Source organism: Crenobacter caeni, from assembly GCF_010435965.1.
Classification (GTDB): domain Bacteria; phylum Pseudomonadota; class Gammaproteobacteria; order Burkholderiales; family Chromobacteriaceae; genus Craterilacuibacter; species Craterilacuibacter caeni.
In genome coordinates this window covers 91,280-108,610 of the sequence record NZ_JAAGAA010000010.1, presented here as the reverse complement: position 1 = coordinate 108,610, position 17,331 = coordinate 91,280, and the positions used below count along the sequence as shown (strand labels likewise).

Below are 17,331 nucleotides of genomic sequence, written 5' to 3'. Positions count from 1 at the left end.
GTCTGATGCTTAACGGCAAGCATTCCCTGCACCGTTTGCTGGTGTCGGCCACCCTGCTGATGGCGCTGCTGACCTCGCTGCTGGCCGGCTTACTACTGGCGTTCGATCTGCAGTCCGCGCTCGAGCGGCGGCGCCAGGTCTACGAAGCGCTGCTCGACACCTTTACCGGTGTCTACCTGCAGGAGCAACTTGAAAGGGACCGTGCGCTGTTGGGCGCCTTGTCGGCCCAGCTAGAGGAGTCGGGAGAGAGCGGGCTCGCGTTGTCACCGTCCTGGCCGGTCCTGGTGCGCGCGCTCAAGGCCGGTGGCGAACATGCCTATTTTTACAATGCCCGCACCGACCATATCGACGCCTACCCCGCATGGACGCGGCCGGCCGGTTTTGTCGCCGCCGAGCGGCCGTGGGCCGTACTGCTTGACCCGGCTGTCCGGGACGAAACCACCTGGGTTGGCCCTTACTCCGAATTCAGCAGCCATCAGCCGATGATGACGGCGGTGCGCCGCGTGCGTGGCGCGGACGGTGCTTTGCGTGGGCTGCTGATGGTCGACCTGGCGATCTCTCCGCTCGAACGGGCGCTCGAACGCGTGGTCGGCACCACGCCTGCGACGCTGACCATTTTCAACCGGGACGGGCGTGTCGTCGCGGCGGCCAACCCTTTGCGCACGCCGATCGGCGCTGCATCCCTGCGGCGTGCGGCCACTTCGGCGGACCTCGTGCAGGCCTTGCGATACGGCGTGTTGGTGTACCGGCAACTGCCGTCGCCGGCATGGGACGTCGTGCTCTATACGCCGGCTGCCGAGGTGCGCCGCGAACTGCTTGAGGCCGCGCCCCGTTACCTGGTCGGGCTGTTCGGCCTGCTGGCCTTGTGGCTGGTCGGGTTCTCGCTGTTCAAGCGCATCTTCGTGCGCGAGCAGGCGTTGCTGTCCTCGGCGATGGCGGCGTTATCGCAGGGAGCCATGCCTGCAGAGCCCCTGCCGCGGCGCGCGCGGACCTGGTTTGTCGGCGAGCAGTTGGGGGTGATCCAGCGCGTCGCGCGCGAACTGGACGACGCGAAACGGGCGTCGCAGCAGGACGTGCTGACCGGCCTGGCCAACCGCCGCGCCTTCGACGCCGACTTCGCCCGCCGCTGGCAGGCCGGCGCGCCGTTCTGGCTGCTGGCCATCGACATCGACCATTTCAAGCAGTTGAACGACCGCTACGGCCACCTGTTCGGCGACACCGTGCTGCAGCGGCTGGGCGCGGCCCTGCAGGAGGGCGAGACGGCGTTGGCGCTCTACCGCACCGGCGGCGACGAGCTGATGGCGCTGGCGGACGGGTCGGCCGATATCGCGGCATTGCTGGACAGGATGTTCGCGCGGGTGTGCGCCCTGCAGTGGCGGGAGCGCGAACTGGTGGTCAGCGTCAGCGTCGGCGCGGCTGCCTCGGGCGAGACCGCCGACGCCGAAGCCTTGCTGCAACTGGCCGACGCGCGCCTGTACCAGAGCAAGCACGCCGGCCGCGGCCGCGCGACCTGGCTCGCGGCGGCGCAGCCGGCCTGAGCGCTTACAGCCAGAAGTCCCGGCGCTCGCGGTGGGCGAGCAACAGGTCGCGGAACGCGTTCGGGTCCTTGGTGAAGGTCAGCTCGCCCGCCTGCGGGAAGTGCAGGTCCAAGAGGCGCGACACCCAGAAGCGCAGCGCGCCGGCCCGGAGCATCACCGGCCAGTCGTTTTCTTCCTCGCCGGTCAGCGGCCTGACCTTGCGGTAGCCTTCCAGAAAGGCGCGCGCGAGCGCGTCGTCCATCGTGCCGTCCGCCCGGCGCGCCCAGTCGTTGACCGCGATCGCCACGTCGTACAGCAGGATGTCGTTGCACGCATAGTAAAAATCGATGAAGCCGGCGACCGCGTCGCCCTTGAGCAGCACGTTGTCGCGGAACAGGTCAGCGTGGATCACGCCCGAGGGCAGGTGGTCGAAGCGGTGGCTGTCCTGCAGTTGGATCTCTTCCTTCAGGAGCGCGCGGTCCGCGTCGGTGAGCAGCGGGTACAGCCTGTGCGCGCTCTGGCTCCACCAGCGCGGCCCGCGCGGGTTCTTCATGCGCAGCGTGAAGGTGTCGCCCGCCTTGTGCAGCGCGGCCTGCATCGCGCCGACCGCGCGGCATTGCGCGGCGCTCGGTGTCGCGGTGTCGGCGCCGTCCAGGCAGCTGACCAGGCACGCCGGCTTGCCGGCGAGCATGGACGCGAAACGGTCGCTGTTGTCGGCGACCGGCGTCGGGCAGGCGACGCCGTGCCGTGCGAGGTGGCTCATCAGCGCGAGGTAGTACGGCAGCTCTTCGAGCGCGAGCGCCTCGAACAGCGTCAGCACGTAGCGGCCCTGCGTGGTGGTGACGAAGTAGTTGGTATTGGTGATCCCGGCGGCGATGCCCTTGAGCCCGACCAGATTGCCCAGGCTGTAGCCGGCGAGCCAGTCTTCGAGTTGCCGCGGGTCGACGGTGGTATAGACCGACATGCTGTTCCTCAGAAGCGCATCAGGACCCACTGCGGGATCACGACGCGGCGGGTGGGGTCGATCTGCTTGAGGTTGCCGCTGCCGTCCTCGTCGACCAGGTAGTAGGGCACGCCGATCGACGGGGTGACCTTGATCATGTAGAGCAGGCCGTTGATCCGGTATTCCTCGATCTTGTCGCTGCCCTTCTGGATGATGCGCACCTCCGGCTCGGGCGCGCCCGGCTGGACGACGCCGTCGGCGATCGCAGGCGGGGGCGGCAGTGGCGCGGGGGCGGGCGGGGTGTCGGCCAGCGCGAGCGGGCTGGCAACGAGCAGGGCAAACAGGGTGCGGCGCATGGGGAGTCCTTCGCTCACAGGTTGAGCAGTTGTTCGCGTTCTTCGGGCGACGCCTCGAAGCCGCGGGTTTCGTAATGCTTGAAAATGGTGTCGACGATGGCCTGCGGCTCGTCGATCAGCTTGACGAGGTCCAGGTCGTCCGGGCGGATCATGCCGCCTTCGACCAGGTGCGCGCGCATCCAGTCGATCAGGCCGGACCAGAACTCGCGCCCGCACAGGATGATGGGGATGCGCCGGCTCTTGCCGGTCTGCACCAGCGTCAGCGCCTCGAACATCTCGTCCAGCGTGCCGAAGCCGCCGGGCATCACCACGTAGGCGATCGCGTGCTTGACGAACATCACCTTGCGGCTGAAGAAATGGTTGAACTTCAGGCTCAGGTCCTGGTACGGGTTCGGGTGCTGTTCGTGCGGCAGCACGATATTGAGCGCGACCGACGGGCTTCTGCCGTAGAACGCGCCCTTGTTGGCCGCCTCCATGATGCCGGGGCCGCCGCCTGAGATGATGGAGAAGCCGGCGTCCGACAGCAGGCGGGCAATCTCCTCGGCCAGCTTATAATGCCGGTGATCGCGCGCGGTGCGCGCGCTGCCGAAAATACTCACTGCCGGCGTGATACCCTGCAACTCTTCCGCCGACTCGACGAATTCCGACAGGATCTTCATCACGTGCCACGCCTCGCGCGCGCGGAAGCGCTGCATCATCGCGTAGCGGTCGCTGGTTTGCGGGATCTTGTCGGACAAGCTCATGGCCTAGCCTCTTATGAAAACACTGCTACTGATTGACGGCTCTTCTTATCTTTATCGCGCGTTCCACGCGATGCCCGACTTGCGCTCGCCGGACGGCCGGCCGGTCGGCGCGATCTACGGCATGGTCAACATGCTCAGGCGGCTGGAAAAAGAGGTTGCCTCCGATTATAGCGCCTGCATTTTCGATGCTAAAGGCAAGACATTCCGCGATGCATTGTACCCCGAGTACAAGGCGCACCGCCCGCCGATGCCCGACGACTTGCGCAGCCAGGTCGAAGGCGTGCACGCGGTGGTCGACGCGCTGGGCTGGCCGCGGCTGGTGGTCGACGGCGTCGAGGCCGACGACGTGATCGGTACGCTCGCGCGCATGGGCGAGGCGGCGGGCCTCAAGGTGGTCGTCTCCACCGGCGACAAGGACATCGCGCAACTGGTCACGCCGCAGGTGACGCTGGTCAACACCATGACCAACGAAGTGCTCGACGAAGCGGGCGTGCAGGAGAAGTTCGGCGTGGAGCCCGCGCACATCGTCGACTACCTCGCGCTGATCGGCGACAAGGTCGACAACGTGCCCGGCGTCGACGGCTGCGGCCCGAAGACCGCGGTCAAGTGGCTCGCCGAATTCGGTAGCCTGGACGGCGTGATCGCACGCGCCGACGAGGTGAAGGGCAAGACCGGCGACAAGTTGCGCGCATCGCTTGCCTGGCTGCCGACCGCGCGCGAGCTGGTGACCATCAAGTGCGACGTCGACCTCTCGCAGGACCTGCCGCACGCGCTCGCAGGCCTGGCCCCGTGCCAGCGCGACGCGGCGAGGCTCGCCGAGCTGTACCGCGAATTCGGCTTCCGCACCTTCCTGCGCGAACTGGAGGCCGCCGCGCCGGAGACGGCCGCGCAGCCGGCGGGCAGCATGGACGACTTGTTCGCCGACCCGGCAGGCAGCCTGCCTGCTACCCTGCCGGCGGCACCCGCCGAGCGGCGCTACCAGACGGTGCTCACCGACGCGCAACTGGATGAATGGCTAGGGAGGCTCACCGCGGCGAAAGTGAGCTCGGTCGACACCGAGACCGACAGCCTCGAGCCGATGGCCGCGCGCATCGTCGGCATCAGTGTGTCGGTGGTGGCAGGCGAGGCCGCGTATATCCCGCTCGCGCACCACTACGCGGGCGTGCCAGACCAGCTGGACCGCGACGCGGTGCTCGCCAGGCTCAAACCGTGGCTGGAAGACGCGTCCCGCCCCAAGCTCGGGCAGAACCTCAAGTACGACCGCCACGTGTTCGCCAACCACGGCATCGCGCTCGCCGGCGTCGTCGACGACACCATGCTGCAAAGCTACGTCGTCGAGAGCCACGAGCGGCACAATATGGACGACCTGGCGCGCCGCCATCTGGGCGAGACGACCATCTCCTACGAGGAGGTGTGCGGCAAGGGCGCCAAGCAGATCGGCTTTGCCGAGGTCGACCTTGACACGGCGACCCGCTACGCGGCCGAAGACGCCGACATCACGCTGCGCCTCGCATCCGCCCTTGCGCCGATGCTGGAGGGGCGGCTGGAGAACGTGTACCGCAACATCGAGCTGCCGGTGGCCGAGGTGCTGTTCCGCATGGAGCGGCACGGCGTGCTGATCGACCGCGAGCGGCTGCAGGCGCAGAGCCACGGCTTGGGGCTACAGATGCTGGCGCTGGAGACCCGCATCCACGAGCTGGCCGGGCAGAGCTTCAACATCAATTCGCCCAAGCAGCTGCAGGAGATCCTGTTCGGCAAGCTCGGCATCCCGACCAAGGGCGTGAAGAAGACCGCCAGCGGCGGCTACTCGACCGACGAGTCGGTGCTCGAACAGCTCGCGCTCGACCACCCGCTGCCCAAGCTGATCCTCGAGTACCGGGGGCTTGCCAAGCTCAAGTCGACCTATACCGACAAGCTGCCGCAACTGATCAATCCACAAACCGGCCGCGTGCACACCAGTTATTCACAGGCGGTCGCGGTGACCGGCCGCCTGTCCAGCTCCGACCCCAACCTGCAGAACATCCCGGTACGCACCGCCGAGGGGCGGCGAGTGCGCGAGGCATTTGTCGCGCCGCCGGGGCATGTGATCGTCTCCGCCGACTACTCGCAGATCGAACTTCGGATCATGGCGCACCTGTCGGGTGACGAGGGCCTGTGCGCGGCGTTCGCCGCCGGCGAGGACATCCACCGCGCGACGGCAGCCGAGGTGTTCGGCGTGGCGCGCGACGAGGTCAGCAGCGAACAGCGGCGCGCGGCCAAGGCGATCAACTTCGGGCTGATCTATGGCATGGGCGAGTACGGTCTCGCCAGCCAGCTCGACATCAGCAATGCTGCCGCCAAGGTGTACAAGGACAGCTACTTCCGCAAGTTCCCCGGCGTCGCCGACTATATGGCGCGCACCCGCGAGGAGGCGCGCGAGCAGGGCTACGTCGAGACTGCCTTCGGCCGCCGGCTCTACCTGCCGGAGATCCGCTCGTCCAACGGCATGCGCCGCGCCGGCGCCGAGCGCGCGGCGATCAACGCGCCGATGCAGGGTACGGCGGCCGACCTGATCAAGCTGGCGATGATCGCCGTGCAGCGTTATCTGGACGAGGCGAAGCTCGGCAGCCGCCTGGTGATGCAGGTGCACGACGAACTGGTGCTCGAAGTGCCCGAGGCCGAGCTTGAGTTGATCCGCCACAAGCTGCCCGAGTTGATGGCCGGGGTCGCCGCACTCAAGGTGCCGCTGCTGGCCGAGGTCGGCGCGGGCGAGAGTTGGGAGGCTGCGCACTGAGCCGAATCAAGCCGGATTTGATCTGGCACATGAGAAGATAGTACGTACTTTGCAATAATCCGGCCCCATCGATTTCCAGATGGGGTTTTTCATGTTTGCAATGCAACTCGCGGTGGTCGCGCTGGCGATCATCGTCGGCGCCCGCCTCTCCGGCGTCGGCCTGGGCATGATGGGTGGGCTCGGCCTTGCCGTGCTCACCTTCGTGTTCGGCCTCAAACCGACCGCGCCACCGATCGACGTGATGCTGATGATCCTCGCGGTGATCACCGCGGCGGCGGCGATGCAGACCGCCGGCGGCCTCGACTACCTGGTGCGCATGGCCGAACGCATCCTGCGCCGCAACCCGTCGCGCGTCACCTTCCTCGGCCCGCTGGTCACCTACGTGTTTACCTTGTTCGCCGGCACCGGCCACGTCGCGTACTCGGTGCTGCCGGTGATCGCGCAGGTCGCGCGCGAGTCCGGCGTGCGCCCCGAGCGCCCGCTGTCGATCGCGGTGATCGCCTCGCAGCAGGCAATTGTCGCCAGCCCCATTTCGGCGGCGACCGTCGCCTTGCTCGGCATGCTGTCCGGCCAGGGCTTCGAGCTGATCGACATCCTGAAGATCTCGCTGCCGGCGACCTTCTGCGGCTGCCTGATCGGCGCCGCCGTGGTCAACCGCATGGGACGCGAGCTAAACGACGACCCCGAATACCGCCGCCGGCTGGACGCCGGGCTGATCGCCGAGACGGGCGCGGCCGAGCAGGCTGCGTTGCCGGCCGGTGCGCGGCTGTCGGTATGGATCTTCCTCGCCGCCGCGCTCGCGGTGGTGCTGGTCGGCACCTTCCCCGAACTGCGTCCGGCGTGGCCAACCACCGAGGGTGGCAGCGACCGCCTGTCGATGGCGCTGGCGATCGAGATGATCATGCTGAGCGCGGCAGGCCTGATCGTGCTCGCGTGCCGGGTCGAGGTCGGCCGCGTCGCGCAGGGCTCGGTGTTCCAGGCAGGCGCCGCCGCGGTGATCGCGATCTTCGGCATCGCGTGGATGGGCGACACCTTCTTCCACGCGCACATGGACTACCTGTCCGCGTCGGTGCAGCACCTGGTGACGCAGGCGCCGTGGCTGTTCGCGCTGGCGCTCTTCATGATGTCGGTGCTGCTCAACAGCCAGGCGGCGACCGTGCGCGCGCTGGTGCCGCTGGGCATGGGCCTCGGCCTGCCCGGCGCCAGCCTGATCGCGATGTTCCCGGCGGTGAACGGCTACTTCTTCATCCCGAACTACCCGCCCCTGATCGCCGCGATCAACTTTGACACCACCGGCACCACGCGCATCGGCCGCTGGCTGCTCAACCACAGCTTCATGGTTCCCGGGCTGGTCGCCACCTGGAGTGCGGTCGCCATCGGCTGGCTGCTCGTCATGCTGTAAGCCGTGTTGTCTGGCCACCCGAAAGCCCTGCCTGCGTGCAGGGCTTTTTGTCACTGCCCGTCCGCACGCGGCTTGCGGTATGCTGTCCGGGTTTCTGGAGGGCTGTCCGTGGATTATTTCCCGATCTTCGTCAAACTCGAAGGCGCGCCGTGCCTGCTGGTCGGCGGCGGCGAGGTCGCGCTGCGCAAGGCGCGGCTGTTGCTGGACGCCGGCGCCCGGCTGACCGTGGTCGCGCCTGAACTTGCGCCCGAACTGGCTGAACTGGCCGGGGCCGGCCGCCTGCGTCACCTGCCGGCGCGGTTCGACCCCGCGCAGATTGGCACTCAGCGGCTGGTGGTCGCCGCCACCTGCGACGCGGCGGTCAACCGCGCGGTGTCGGACGCCGCGCAGGCGGCCAATATCCCGGTCAACGTGGTCGACGCGCCGGCGCTCTCTACCTATATCACGCCGGCGATCATCGACCGCTCGCCGCTGGTGGTCGCGGTATCGACCGGCGGTGCGGTGCCGGTGCTCGCCCGCCTGGTCCGTGCACGGCTGGAGAGCATGATCCCGGCCGGCTTCGGGCGTCTGGCCCGCTTCGCCGGCGCCTGGCGCGAGCGGGTCAAGGTGCGCTTTGCCAATGTCGACGAGCGGCGCGCGTTCTGGGAAGCCGCCTTGCAGGGGCCGCTCGCCGAGTCGGTGATGGCCGGCGCCGACGCGGACGCCGGCCGGCAGATGCAGGCGCTGATCGACCAAGACGTGCGCTGGCACGCCGGTTGCGTGTATCTGGTCGGTGCCGGCCCGGGCAACCCCGACCTGCTGACCTTTCGCGCGCTGCGCCTGATGCAGCAGGCCGACGTGGTGCTGTACGACAAGCTCATCGCACCGGAACTGCTCGAACTGGTGCGCCGCGACGCCGAGCGCGTGTACGTCGGCAAGGCGCGTGCCGACCATACGCTGCCGCAGGACGACATCAACGCGCTGATGGTGCGCCTGGCCAAGGACGGGCGGCGCGTGCTGCGCCTGAAGGGGGGCGATCCGTTCACCTTCGGCCGTGGCGGCGAGGAGATCGCGACGCTGGCGGCCGAGGGCATCCCGTTCGAGGTGGTGCCCGGCATCACCTCGGCGTCGGGCGCGGCGGCGTACGCGGGCATCCCGCTGACCCACCGCGACCACGCGCAATCGGTGGTGTTCGTCACCGGACACCTGAAGGACGGCAGTGTCGGCCTCGACTGGCCGGCGCTGGTGCGCCCGCAGCAGACGGTAGTCGTCTACATGGGTTTGTCGGGCATCAAGGAGCTTGCCGAAGGATTCATGCAGCATGGCAAGCCGGGCTCGACGCCGGCCGCGCTGATCGAGTCTGCGACCACCGAGCGGCAGCGGGTGTTCACCGGCACGCTGGAGACGCTGGCGGAGCTTGCCCGGGCGCACGCGGTGAAGTCGCCGGCGTTGATCATTGTCGGCGAGGTGGTCCAGCTCTCCGGGGCGCTCGCCTGGTTCAGGCGCAACGAGGAGGCGGGCTGATACAATGGCCGTCATCTGTGTCCGCCAAACTCCGTATTTGAAGGAAAAGCGATGGTCGGCATCTTGTTGATCACCCATTACAAGCTCGGCGAGAGCCTGCTCGAGTGCGCAAGCCATGTGCTGGGGCAGGCGCCGGCCAATATCGTCGCGCTGCCCGTCGAGCGCGACGTCGACCCCGACGCGGCGCTGGAGGCGGCGCGCACCCTGCTTGCGCGCGTGGACGAGGGCGCCGGCGTGCTGGTGCTCTCCGACATGCTCGGCGGTACGCCCGCCAATATCGCGTCGCGCCTGGCGGTGGCGGGGCAGGTGGAAGTGGTGTTCGGCGTCAACCTGCCGATGCTGGTGCGCGCGGCGAGCTACGCGGCGTGCCTCACGCTTGCCGAAGTGAAGGCCAAGGCGCTCAGCGGCGGCGGCGAAGGGGTGCAGGCGATCGACCAGGGACAAGGAAAAGCATGATCAAGCAAGAACTGGAAATCATCAACAAGCTCGGCCTGCACGCACGCGCGTCGAGCAAGTTCACGCAGACGGCGAGCCGCTTCAAGAGCGAGGTGTGGATCGCGCGCAATGGCCGCCGGGTCAACGGCAAGAGCATCATGGGGGTGATGATGCTGGCCGCCGGCAAGGGCGCGACCGTCGAGCTGGAGGTCAACGGCGAGGACGAGACGGCGGCGATGGACGCCATCGTCACGCTGATCAACAACCGCTTCGACGAGGCGGAATAAGCGTCGCGAAGGGGACGGGCATGAGCATCATCCTGCACGGGGTCGCCGTCGGCGGCGGCATCGCGATCGGCCGCGCGCACCTGCTCGCGCAGAGCATGGCCGACGTGCCGCACGTTCAGCTGGACGAGGGCGAGGTCGCGCCCGAGCAGCTGCGCTTTGACGAGGCGATCCGCGCCACCCGCCGCGAACTCGAGATGCTGCGCGGCAGCATCCCGCAGAACGCGCCGGCCGAACTGGGCGCCTTCCTGTCGCTGCACATCATGCTGCTGGGCGACGTCACGCTGTCGCACGAGCCGCGCGAGATCATCGAGACGCAGCGCTGTAACGCCGAGTGGGCGCTGAAGAGCCAGTGCGACCGCCTGGTCGAGCAGTTCGACGCGATGGACGACGACTACCTGAAGGAGCGCAAGCACGACGTGCTGCAGGTGACCGAGCGCATCTTCAAGAACCTGCGTGGCCACGGCGGCGAGCTGCTCGCGCCCGATCTGCTGTCCGACGACACCATTCTGGTCACCCACGACCTGTCGCCGGCCGACATGGTGTACTTCAAGGAGGCGAACATCGCCGCCTTCATCACCGACGTCGGCGGCGCGACCAGCCACACCGCCATCCTCGGCCGCGGCCTCGACCTGCCGTCGGTGATCGCGCTGCACCACGCGCGCGAGCTGATCCGCGAGGACGAGACGGTGATCGTCGACGGCGTGCAGGGGGTGGTGATCGTCGCGCCGGAGCCCTCGGTGCTGGCCGAGTACCGGCGCCGCGCGCGCGCCTGGCGCGAGAAGAAGCGCAAGCTCTCGCGCGTGCGCAAGGCGCTGCCCAACACGCAGGACGGCACCGATATCGAGCTGCTCGCCAATATCGAGCTGCCGTCCGACGTCGAGGACGTACCGGGCAGCGGCGCGGTCGGCGTCGGCCTGTTCCGCAGCGAGTTCCTGTTCCTCGGCCGCGACACGCTGCCCAGCGAGGAAGAGCAGTACGCCGCGTACCGCCAAGTCGCCGAGGCGCTAAAGGGCGCGCCGGTGACCGTGCGCACCATGGACCTGGGCGTCGACAAGAACCCCAAGTGGCTGGGGCGCAGCAGCGCCGAAAACCCCGCGCTCGGGCTGACCGGCATCCGCCTGTGCCTGGCCGAGCCGCTGATGTTCCGCGAGCAGCTGCGCGCGCTGCTACGCGCGTCCGCGCACGGCAAGATCCGCATCCTGTTCCCGATGGTCAACGCGCTGCCCGAACTCAAGCAGGCGCTCGCCCAGCTTGAGTACGCCAAGGCCGAACTGCGCGAGGTCGGCTTCCCGTTCGCCGAGGACATCGAGGTCGGCGCGATGATCGAGATCCCGTCGGCCGCGCTGGTGGTCGGCAGCTTCCTCAAGCATGTGGATTTCTTGTCGATCGGCACCAACGACCTGATCCAGTACACGCTGGCGATCGACCGCAACGACGACGCGGTCAGCCACCTGTACGACCCGATCCACCCAGCGGTGCTCAAGCTGATCGCGCACACCATCAAGACCGCGACCCGCGCCGGCATCCCGGTGTCGGTATGCGGCGAGATGGCCGGCGACGCGCGCCTCACCCGGCTGCTGCTCGGCATGGGGCTGCGCCGCTTCTCGATGCACCCGGCGTGCGTGCTGGCGGTCAAGCAGGTGGTGCGCGACACCCACCTTGACCATATCGCGCCGACCGTCGCGCGCATGCTCAGGAGCGAGGACCCTGATAGAATTGCCGATCTGCTACAACAACTGAACGCCGAGCCGGACGCCTGATCCGGCTTTTTTGCTTATGCTCAAAGACGCCATCGATCTTGGCCAGGTGCGACGCGCGCTGGTGATCAAGTTGCGCCACCACGGCGACGTGCTGCTGGCGTCGCCAGTGCTGACCGTACTGAAAAACCACGCACCACATGTCGAGATCGACGCGCTGGTGTACCACGACACGCGGGAGATGGTCACGCTGCACCCAGCAGTGAGCGAAGTGTTCACCATCGATCGCAACTGGAAGAAGCTTGGTGCGCTCGGGCAACTGCGCGCCGAGTGGTCCTTGCTGAAGCAATTGAAGGCGCGCGGGTATGACCTGGTGGTCGCGCTGAATGATCACAACCGAGCCGCACTGGTGACCCGCTGGTTGGGGGCTCGCTGGTCTGTTGCACCCCAACTGCCTTGGCATGGCCGTTTTTTTCGCAAGAGTTTCACGCATTTGCACGCTCGGGTTCCGGGCAATACCCGCCATACCGCTGCCGCCCATCTCGATGCCTTGCGACGCCTAGGCATTTACCCGGGAACTGATGAGCAGCGTTTGGTTCTTGAACCCGGGACGTCTGCCCAGGACCGCATTCGTGCCATGCTTTCCGAATATGGGCTGTCTGGCCGTGATTTCACGGTGGTTCATCCGGGGTCGCGCTGGTTTTTCAAATGTTGGCCTGCAGAGCGGATGGCTGACCTGATTAACCGACTGCCCGAGTCTTGTGGGGCGGTCATACTCACTGGTGCACCATCGACAGAAGAAAAAAACATGGCAACCGAGATATTGTCGAAGGTAAATAGACCGGTGCTGGATCTGGTCGGAAAACTGAGCCTCAAGGAGCTTGCAGCGCTGATCGGTGAGGCCAGGCTGTTTGTAGGTGTCGACTCTGTTCCGATGCATATGGCGGCTGCCATGCAGACGCCTTCGGTAGCTCTGTTTGGGCCTACGCTCGATAAGGTGTGGGGGCCTTGGATGTCCCCGCATAAGCTCGTGATGCTCGACATGCCTTGCCGTCCTTGCGATCGCAGAGGTTGTGGAGGAGGGGAGCGCAGCGATTGCATCGAGCAGATTCCGGTCGAACAGGTGCTCGGCGCGGTCCATGAATTGATGGAAGAGACGGCATGACCCGATTGGCGATCGTCAGGCAGAAGTACAATCCGGCCGGTGGTGCCGAGCGTTTTGTCAGCCGCGCGCTCGACGCGCTGGCCCGCGAGGGGTCGCTCGAGGTCAGTCTGATTGCGAGGCATTGGGAACAGATAACGGGTGTGCATGCGCTGAAGGCTGACCCCTGGTATCTGGGAAGCTTGTGGCGGGATGCCGGCTTTGCCCGGGCGGCGCGGACGTTGTGGCAGCGGGAAGGATTTGAGCTGGTGCAGTCGCACGAACGCATCCCCGGTTGCCAGATTTTCCGTGCTGGTGACGGCGTGCACGCACGCTGGCTCGATTTGCGGCGCAGGACCATGGGCTGGGCGGGACGGCTACGTCTGGCGATCAACCCCTATCACCACTATGTGCGCAATGCCGAGCGGCGGATGTTCCTCGACCCGGCCTTGCGTCTGGTGATCTGTAACTCGCGGATGGTAATGCACGAAATCCAGCAAGACTTCGGCCTCTCCGATGACAAGGTTGCGGTGATCTACAACGGCGTCGATACCGAGGCGTTCCACCCCCGTCTGCGGGTGCTACACCGCGAGCCGATGCGCGAGCGCTGGCAGGTTCCTGCTGATGCGCCAGTGCTGCTGTACGTGGGCTCCGGTTTCGAGCGCAAGGGTGTCGAGCGTGCCCTGCGCGCGGTTGTTGGCCAAGAGCGGGTGCATCTGGTGGTGGTCGGCGGCGACAAACACCTGAACCGTTACCAGACGCTGGCCAGCAGGCTGGGTATTGAGGCCAGGGTACGCTTTACCGGCCCCCAGCATGATGTGAAGCCGTTCTACGGGATGGCTGACGCTTTCATCCTGCCGACCTTGTACGACCCTTTCCCCAATGTCTGTGTCGAGGCGCTGGCCTGCGGGCTGCCCTTGCTGACCACCCGTCAATGCGGTGCAGCGGAATTCGTGCGAGAAGGGGAGAATGGCTGGGTGGTCGACGCACTCGACCAGCCTGCACTGCAGCAGGCGGTGTCGTCGTGGTTGGCGCTGCGTGGGCAGTGGTCCGCGCTGTCGGCTGCGGCAAGGGAGGCTGCCGAGCCGCTGACACTGGACGCGATGGCCGAGACGCTGCTCGCCTGTTATCGCCGTTTGCTGGCCGCAGCCTAGCAGCGCGTGACGGGTCCGGGGCGGACAGGGTGTCGCTCAGTCCGTTCCCTGTTTATAATCCTGTGTTTTTTCAGGGAATTCAGGCATGTCTGCCTCGTCGTTCAAGGAGAGCCTCGCCCTGTACCGCAGGGTGATGCGCTACCTGCTGCCGCATTGGAAGATCTTCACCGTGTCGACGCTGGCGATGGTCGTTGCGGCGGCGACCGAGCCGGCCTTTGCCAGCCTGATGAAGCCTTTGATCGACGGCGGGTTTGTCGAAAAAAGCCGCGAGGCCATCATCTGGACGCCGTTGGCAATTGTCGGATTGTTTGTGGTGCGGGGTGTTGCGACCTATGTCAACGAGTACGCCTCCGCGTGGTTGACGGGGCAACTGGTCGAGCGCTTGCGTACAGAAATGTTCGAGCGCATGCAGACGCTGCCGATGGCCTATTTCGACGCTCATCCGTCCGGCAATACCCTATCGCGTATCGTCAGCGAAACCACCCAGGTCAGCGACGCAGGCTTCAACGTGATCACCGTCACTGTCAAGGACGGCCTGACTATCGTCGGCCTGCTTGGCCTGCTGCTCTACACCGACTGGCGCCTGGCACTGATCTGCTTTGCCGTAATGCCGGTGGTTGCCGTGTGCGTGCGCTACGTCAGCAGCAAACTGCGCAAGCTGTCGCGCAAGAACCGGCAGGACCAGGCGCAGATGACGCAGATCGTGTCCGAGGTGATCGCCTGCCAGAGTGACGTGCGCGTTTATCAAGGTGAAGCGCAGGAAATGCATCGCTTCGGCAAGTCGGCCGAAGCGATGCGCCGTAACCAGATCAAACGCAGGGCGACCAACGCCGCGAGTACCGGAATCACCCAGTTGCTGATCGCGGTAGCGCTCGCGGTGATCCTCTATTTCGCCGGTGTGCTGGCGCAGACCGCCAACTTCTCGGCCGGCGACTTCATGTCGTTCCTGACCGCGATGTTGATGCTGTTCGCGCCGCTCAAGCGGATCACCGGCATCTCGCAGAACATGCAGCGAGGTCTGGCAGCAGCCGAAAGCGTGTTCGAGTTCCTTGACCAGACGCCAGAGAGGGACACTGGCAGCCATGTGTTGCAAGAAACGCGCGGTGAACTGACTTTACGCGACGTTTCCTTCTTCTACCCGGGTGCGGAGCATCCTGCGCTGGATGGGATTTCATTGGAGATCCGCGCGGGAGAGACGCTCGCCTTGGTTGGGGCAAGTGGCAGTGGCAAGACGACACTGGCTAGTTTGCTGGCGCGTTTCCACGAGCCGACCGCAGGCGAGATCCTGCTCGATGGTCGCCCGCTACGGGAGTACACGCTGGCCAGCCTGCGTAGCCAGATCGCATTGGTTAGCCAGAACGTCGCGCTGTTCGACGATACCATCGCCGCGAATATTGCGTATGGCCGTACCGATGTGAGCCAGCAGCAATTGGTCGAGGCTGCGCGCGCCGCCAACGCGCTCGAATTTATCGAGGCACTGCCGGACGGTTTTGCAACCGTGATCGGCGAGGATGGCTCGCGTCTTTCCGGTGGCCAGCGTCAACGCTTGGCGATCGCCCGCGCCATCCTGAAAAATGCACCGATCCTGATCCTCGACGAGGCGACCAGCGCGCTCGATACCCAGTCCGAGAGGTTGGTTCAGTCCGCCTTGGAAAACCTGATGCGTGGGCGTACGACGGTAGTGATTGCGCATCGCTTGTCTACCATCGAGCGGGCGGACCGGATTGTCGTGATGGAGCGAGGCAGGATGGTTGAGTCAGGGGCACATCTGGATCTTATGGCTCGAGGTGGGATTTATGCCCATTTGCAGAAGCATTCGACGCTGCCCTCTGTCGATTGATAATCGTTTTATAAAAGGTGTGCTGTGCGTAAGTCTTGGCTTTTGTTCTGTTTTCTGTGGTTGGCATGTTCTTTATTTTTTTTCTTGTATTGGCTTGACAAGAATTTTGGCGAGGTAACGTTCAATCAGCTTGTTTTTCACATGCAGATGGAGTCGGCAGGGATGGTTGATGTCGACCCTAAGTTGATACGAAGTTTCATTCGTGGTGTGGTTTTTTGGCCATTCGTGTTGGCGGCTATCCTTTGTGTAATGGTTTGTCGTTTTGATGTGTATAAGCGTTTCCGCCTGATTTTTAGTTGGCGCGGTGCGGTTGGTGTATGTGTTGTGTGGGGACTGGCTTTTTCTCACCAATTCGGTGTTGCAGCGCATTTTAGACAGCCTGGCCAGGAAGATTTTTTCTCGAAAAACTATATTAATCCTAAATCAGTCTCCGTTGATTTAAGCAATGGACGTAGTCTTTTGCTTGTGTACGTTGAGAGTTTGGAACGTGCCTATTCGGATAAGAGTATATTCGGGAAGGATCTACTTGCTCCATTGTCTGTAGAGCGGCGCAATGGACTTGCTTTTGAGCAATTTGAGCAAATGCCGGGGGCTAGTTGGACGATTGCTTCCGTCGTATCCAGTCAGTGTGGAATTCCGCTTAAGTCAGTAATGGTGTTTGGCGGAAACAAGCAAGGCCAGAATTTGGCAAGTTATCTGCCAGGAGCCATGTGTCTGGGCGATGTTTTGAAGCAAAATGGTTATAAAAACGTATTCATGAACGGGGCTGACTTATCTTTTTCCGGGATGGGGGTTTTTATGGCAACGCATGGATATGACGAGATGTACGGGCGACAGGAATGGCTGAAAAAAGGCTATCCGAGAGAGCAGATGAATGGTTGGGGTTTGTACGATGGAGACTTGTTCAATGAGTCTAGGATTGCCTTGGATCGGCTGATGGCAGAGAGAGAGCCGTTCAATCTTACAGTGTTGACAATTGACGCTCATGGGCCAGAGGGTTTTTTGTCTGAATCCTGTCAGAAGCGGGGCTTTGTTGGCGGTTTTGAGTCGGTGCTCGAATGTTCGGTACATGATCTTGCTTCGTTGCTGGATTATGTTGAAGCAAAAGGATGAAGTGACCGTTTGAGTGTTGTGGTGGTTGGCGATCATCTGGCTATGAAGAATCCGGTCTCCGAAAAACTGGAAAAATCAAAAAATCGTAGTGTGTTTAATGCTTTTTACTATCCGGGTTTACGATCTTCTCGCTCGGTGATTAATAGTTTTGATATGTATCCGACTGTGCTGGCTTCCATGGGGGGGAGAGTTGATGGCGGTCGTCTTGGGCTGGGTTATGCAGCAGTTGGGTTAGATGCAGTCAATCCAGATCCTGAATGGCTGGATGGCCTGCGCAGGAATTCCCTAAACGATAGCCCTGTGTATGATGCGCTGTGGTTCTCCGCGCATTGATGCGCTCGTTGAGACTGAGCGTTATGGATCTCATGGGATTGAGTTCGTGATTTGATTTGCTGCCATATTTTAGATTTTTTGAGTGATTTCATGG

At 64.5% G+C, this 17,331-nt stretch carries 15 protein-coding genes; 12 read left to right on the top strand and 3 right to left on the bottom strand.

Annotation, left to right across the window (positions count from 1 at the left end; translation table 11 throughout):
• Positions 1 to 5: 5 nt before the first annotated feature.
• On the top strand, positions 6 to 1,538 hold the full coding sequence (locus GZH52_RS11885; protein ID WP_163316679.1) for a GGDEF domain-containing protein: 1,533 nt from the start codon (positions 6 to 8) through the stop codon (positions 1,536 to 1,538).
• Between the two features lie 4 nt (positions 1,539 to 1,542).
• Here GZH52_RS11885 and thrB read toward each other — a convergent pair whose 3' ends face one another.
• Genes thrB through GZH52_RS11870 form a run of 3 tightly spaced genes read right to left on the bottom strand, consistent with a single transcriptional unit; the run spans position 1,543 to position 3,559 of the window.
• Positions 1,543 to 2,481, bottom strand: a complete 939-nt coding sequence (gene thrB / locus GZH52_RS11880; RefSeq protein ID WP_163316678.1) for a homoserine kinase — start codon at positions 2,479 to 2,481, stop codon at positions 1,543 to 1,545.
• An 8-nt stretch (positions 2,482 to 2,489) separates the two neighbouring features.
• Positions 2,490 to 2,816 carry a DUF2782 domain-containing protein gene (locus GZH52_RS11875; protein ID WP_163316677.1) on the bottom strand — a complete coding sequence of 109 codons (327 nt, stop codon included), beginning with the start codon at positions 2,814 to 2,816 and terminating at the stop codon, positions 2,490 to 2,492.
• Between the two features lie 14 nt (positions 2,817 to 2,830).
• Positions 2,831 to 3,559, bottom strand: coding sequence for an LOG family protein (locus GZH52_RS11870; protein ID WP_163316676.1), 729 nt, complete (start codon positions 3,557 to 3,559; stop codon positions 2,831 to 2,833).
• Between the two features lie 13 nt (positions 3,560 to 3,572).
• On the opposite strand from GZH52_RS11870, the gene polA reads away from it, so the two are divergent.
• From polA to GZH52_RS11815, 11 genes are all read left to right on the top strand, one after another.
• Positions 3,573 to 6,332 carry a DNA polymerase I gene (gene polA, locus GZH52_RS11865; protein ID WP_163316675.1) on the top strand — a complete coding sequence of 920 codons (2,760 nt, stop codon included), beginning with the start codon at positions 3,573 to 3,575 and terminating at the stop codon, positions 6,330 to 6,332.
• A gap of 91 nt (positions 6,333 to 6,423) precedes the next feature.
• Positions 6,424 to 7,734: an anaerobic C4-dicarboxylate transporter family protein gene (locus GZH52_RS11860; RefSeq protein ID WP_163316674.1), complete on the top strand. Its 1,311-nt coding sequence runs from the start codon at positions 6,424 to 6,426 to the stop codon at positions 7,732 to 7,734.
• A 108-nt stretch (positions 7,735 to 7,842) separates the two neighbouring features.
• Positions 7,843 to 9,237 (top strand): siroheme synthase CysG, encoded by a 1,395-nt coding sequence (cysG, locus tag GZH52_RS11855; RefSeq protein WP_163316673.1) that lies wholly within the window; start codon positions 7,843 to 7,845, stop codon positions 9,235 to 9,237.
• A 51-nt stretch (positions 9,238 to 9,288) separates the two neighbouring features.
• The gene (locus tag GZH52_RS11850) at positions 9,289 to 9,693 is read left to right on the top strand and encodes a PTS sugar transporter subunit IIA (RefSeq protein ID WP_163316672.1); all 405 of its coding nucleotides are present in this window, start codon (positions 9,289 to 9,291) and stop codon (positions 9,691 to 9,693) included.
• Complete coding sequence (locus tag GZH52_RS11845; RefSeq protein ID WP_163316671.1) at positions 9,690 to 9,959, top strand: HPr family phosphocarrier protein; 270 nt, start codon at positions 9,690 to 9,692, stop codon at positions 9,957 to 9,959. The genes GZH52_RS11850 and GZH52_RS11845 overlap by 4 nt, the downstream gene beginning before the upstream one ends.
• A 20-nt stretch (positions 9,960 to 9,979) precedes the next feature.
• Positions 9,980 to 11,719 carry a phosphoenolpyruvate--protein phosphotransferase gene (gene ptsP, locus GZH52_RS11840; protein WP_163316670.1) on the top strand — a complete coding sequence of 580 codons (1,740 nt, stop codon included), beginning with the start codon at positions 9,980 to 9,982 and terminating at the stop codon, positions 11,717 to 11,719.
• 16 nt (positions 11,720 to 11,735) lie between these two features.
• Entirely contained in the window at positions 11,736 to 12,821 is a 1,086-nt protein-coding gene (gene rfaQ, locus GZH52_RS11835) for a putative lipopolysaccharide heptosyltransferase III (protein WP_163316669.1), read from the top strand.
• Complete coding sequence (locus GZH52_RS11830) at positions 12,818 to 13,951, top strand: glycosyltransferase family 4 protein (RefSeq protein WP_163316668.1); 1,134 nt, start codon at positions 12,818 to 12,820, stop codon at positions 13,949 to 13,951. The genes rfaQ and GZH52_RS11830 overlap by 4 nt, the downstream gene beginning before the upstream one ends.
• A gap of 85 nt (positions 13,952 to 14,036) precedes the next feature.
• The gene (gene msbA / locus GZH52_RS11825) at positions 14,037 to 15,791 is read left to right on the top strand and encodes a lipid A export permease/ATP-binding protein MsbA (RefSeq protein WP_163316667.1); all 1,755 of its coding nucleotides are present in this window, start codon (positions 14,037 to 14,039) and stop codon (positions 15,789 to 15,791) included.
• A gap of 162 nt (positions 15,792 to 15,953) precedes the next feature.
• Positions 15,954 to 16,904, top strand: a complete 951-nt coding sequence (locus GZH52_RS11820) for a sulfatase-like hydrolase/transferase (protein WP_163316666.1) — start codon at positions 15,954 to 15,956, stop codon at positions 16,902 to 16,904.
• A 9-nt stretch (positions 16,905 to 16,913) separates the two neighbouring features.
• Positions 16,914 to 17,237, top strand: coding sequence for a hypothetical protein (locus GZH52_RS11815; RefSeq protein ID WP_163316665.1), 324 nt, complete (start codon positions 16,914 to 16,916; stop codon positions 17,235 to 17,237).
• Positions 17,238 to 17,331 lie beyond the last annotated feature (94 nt).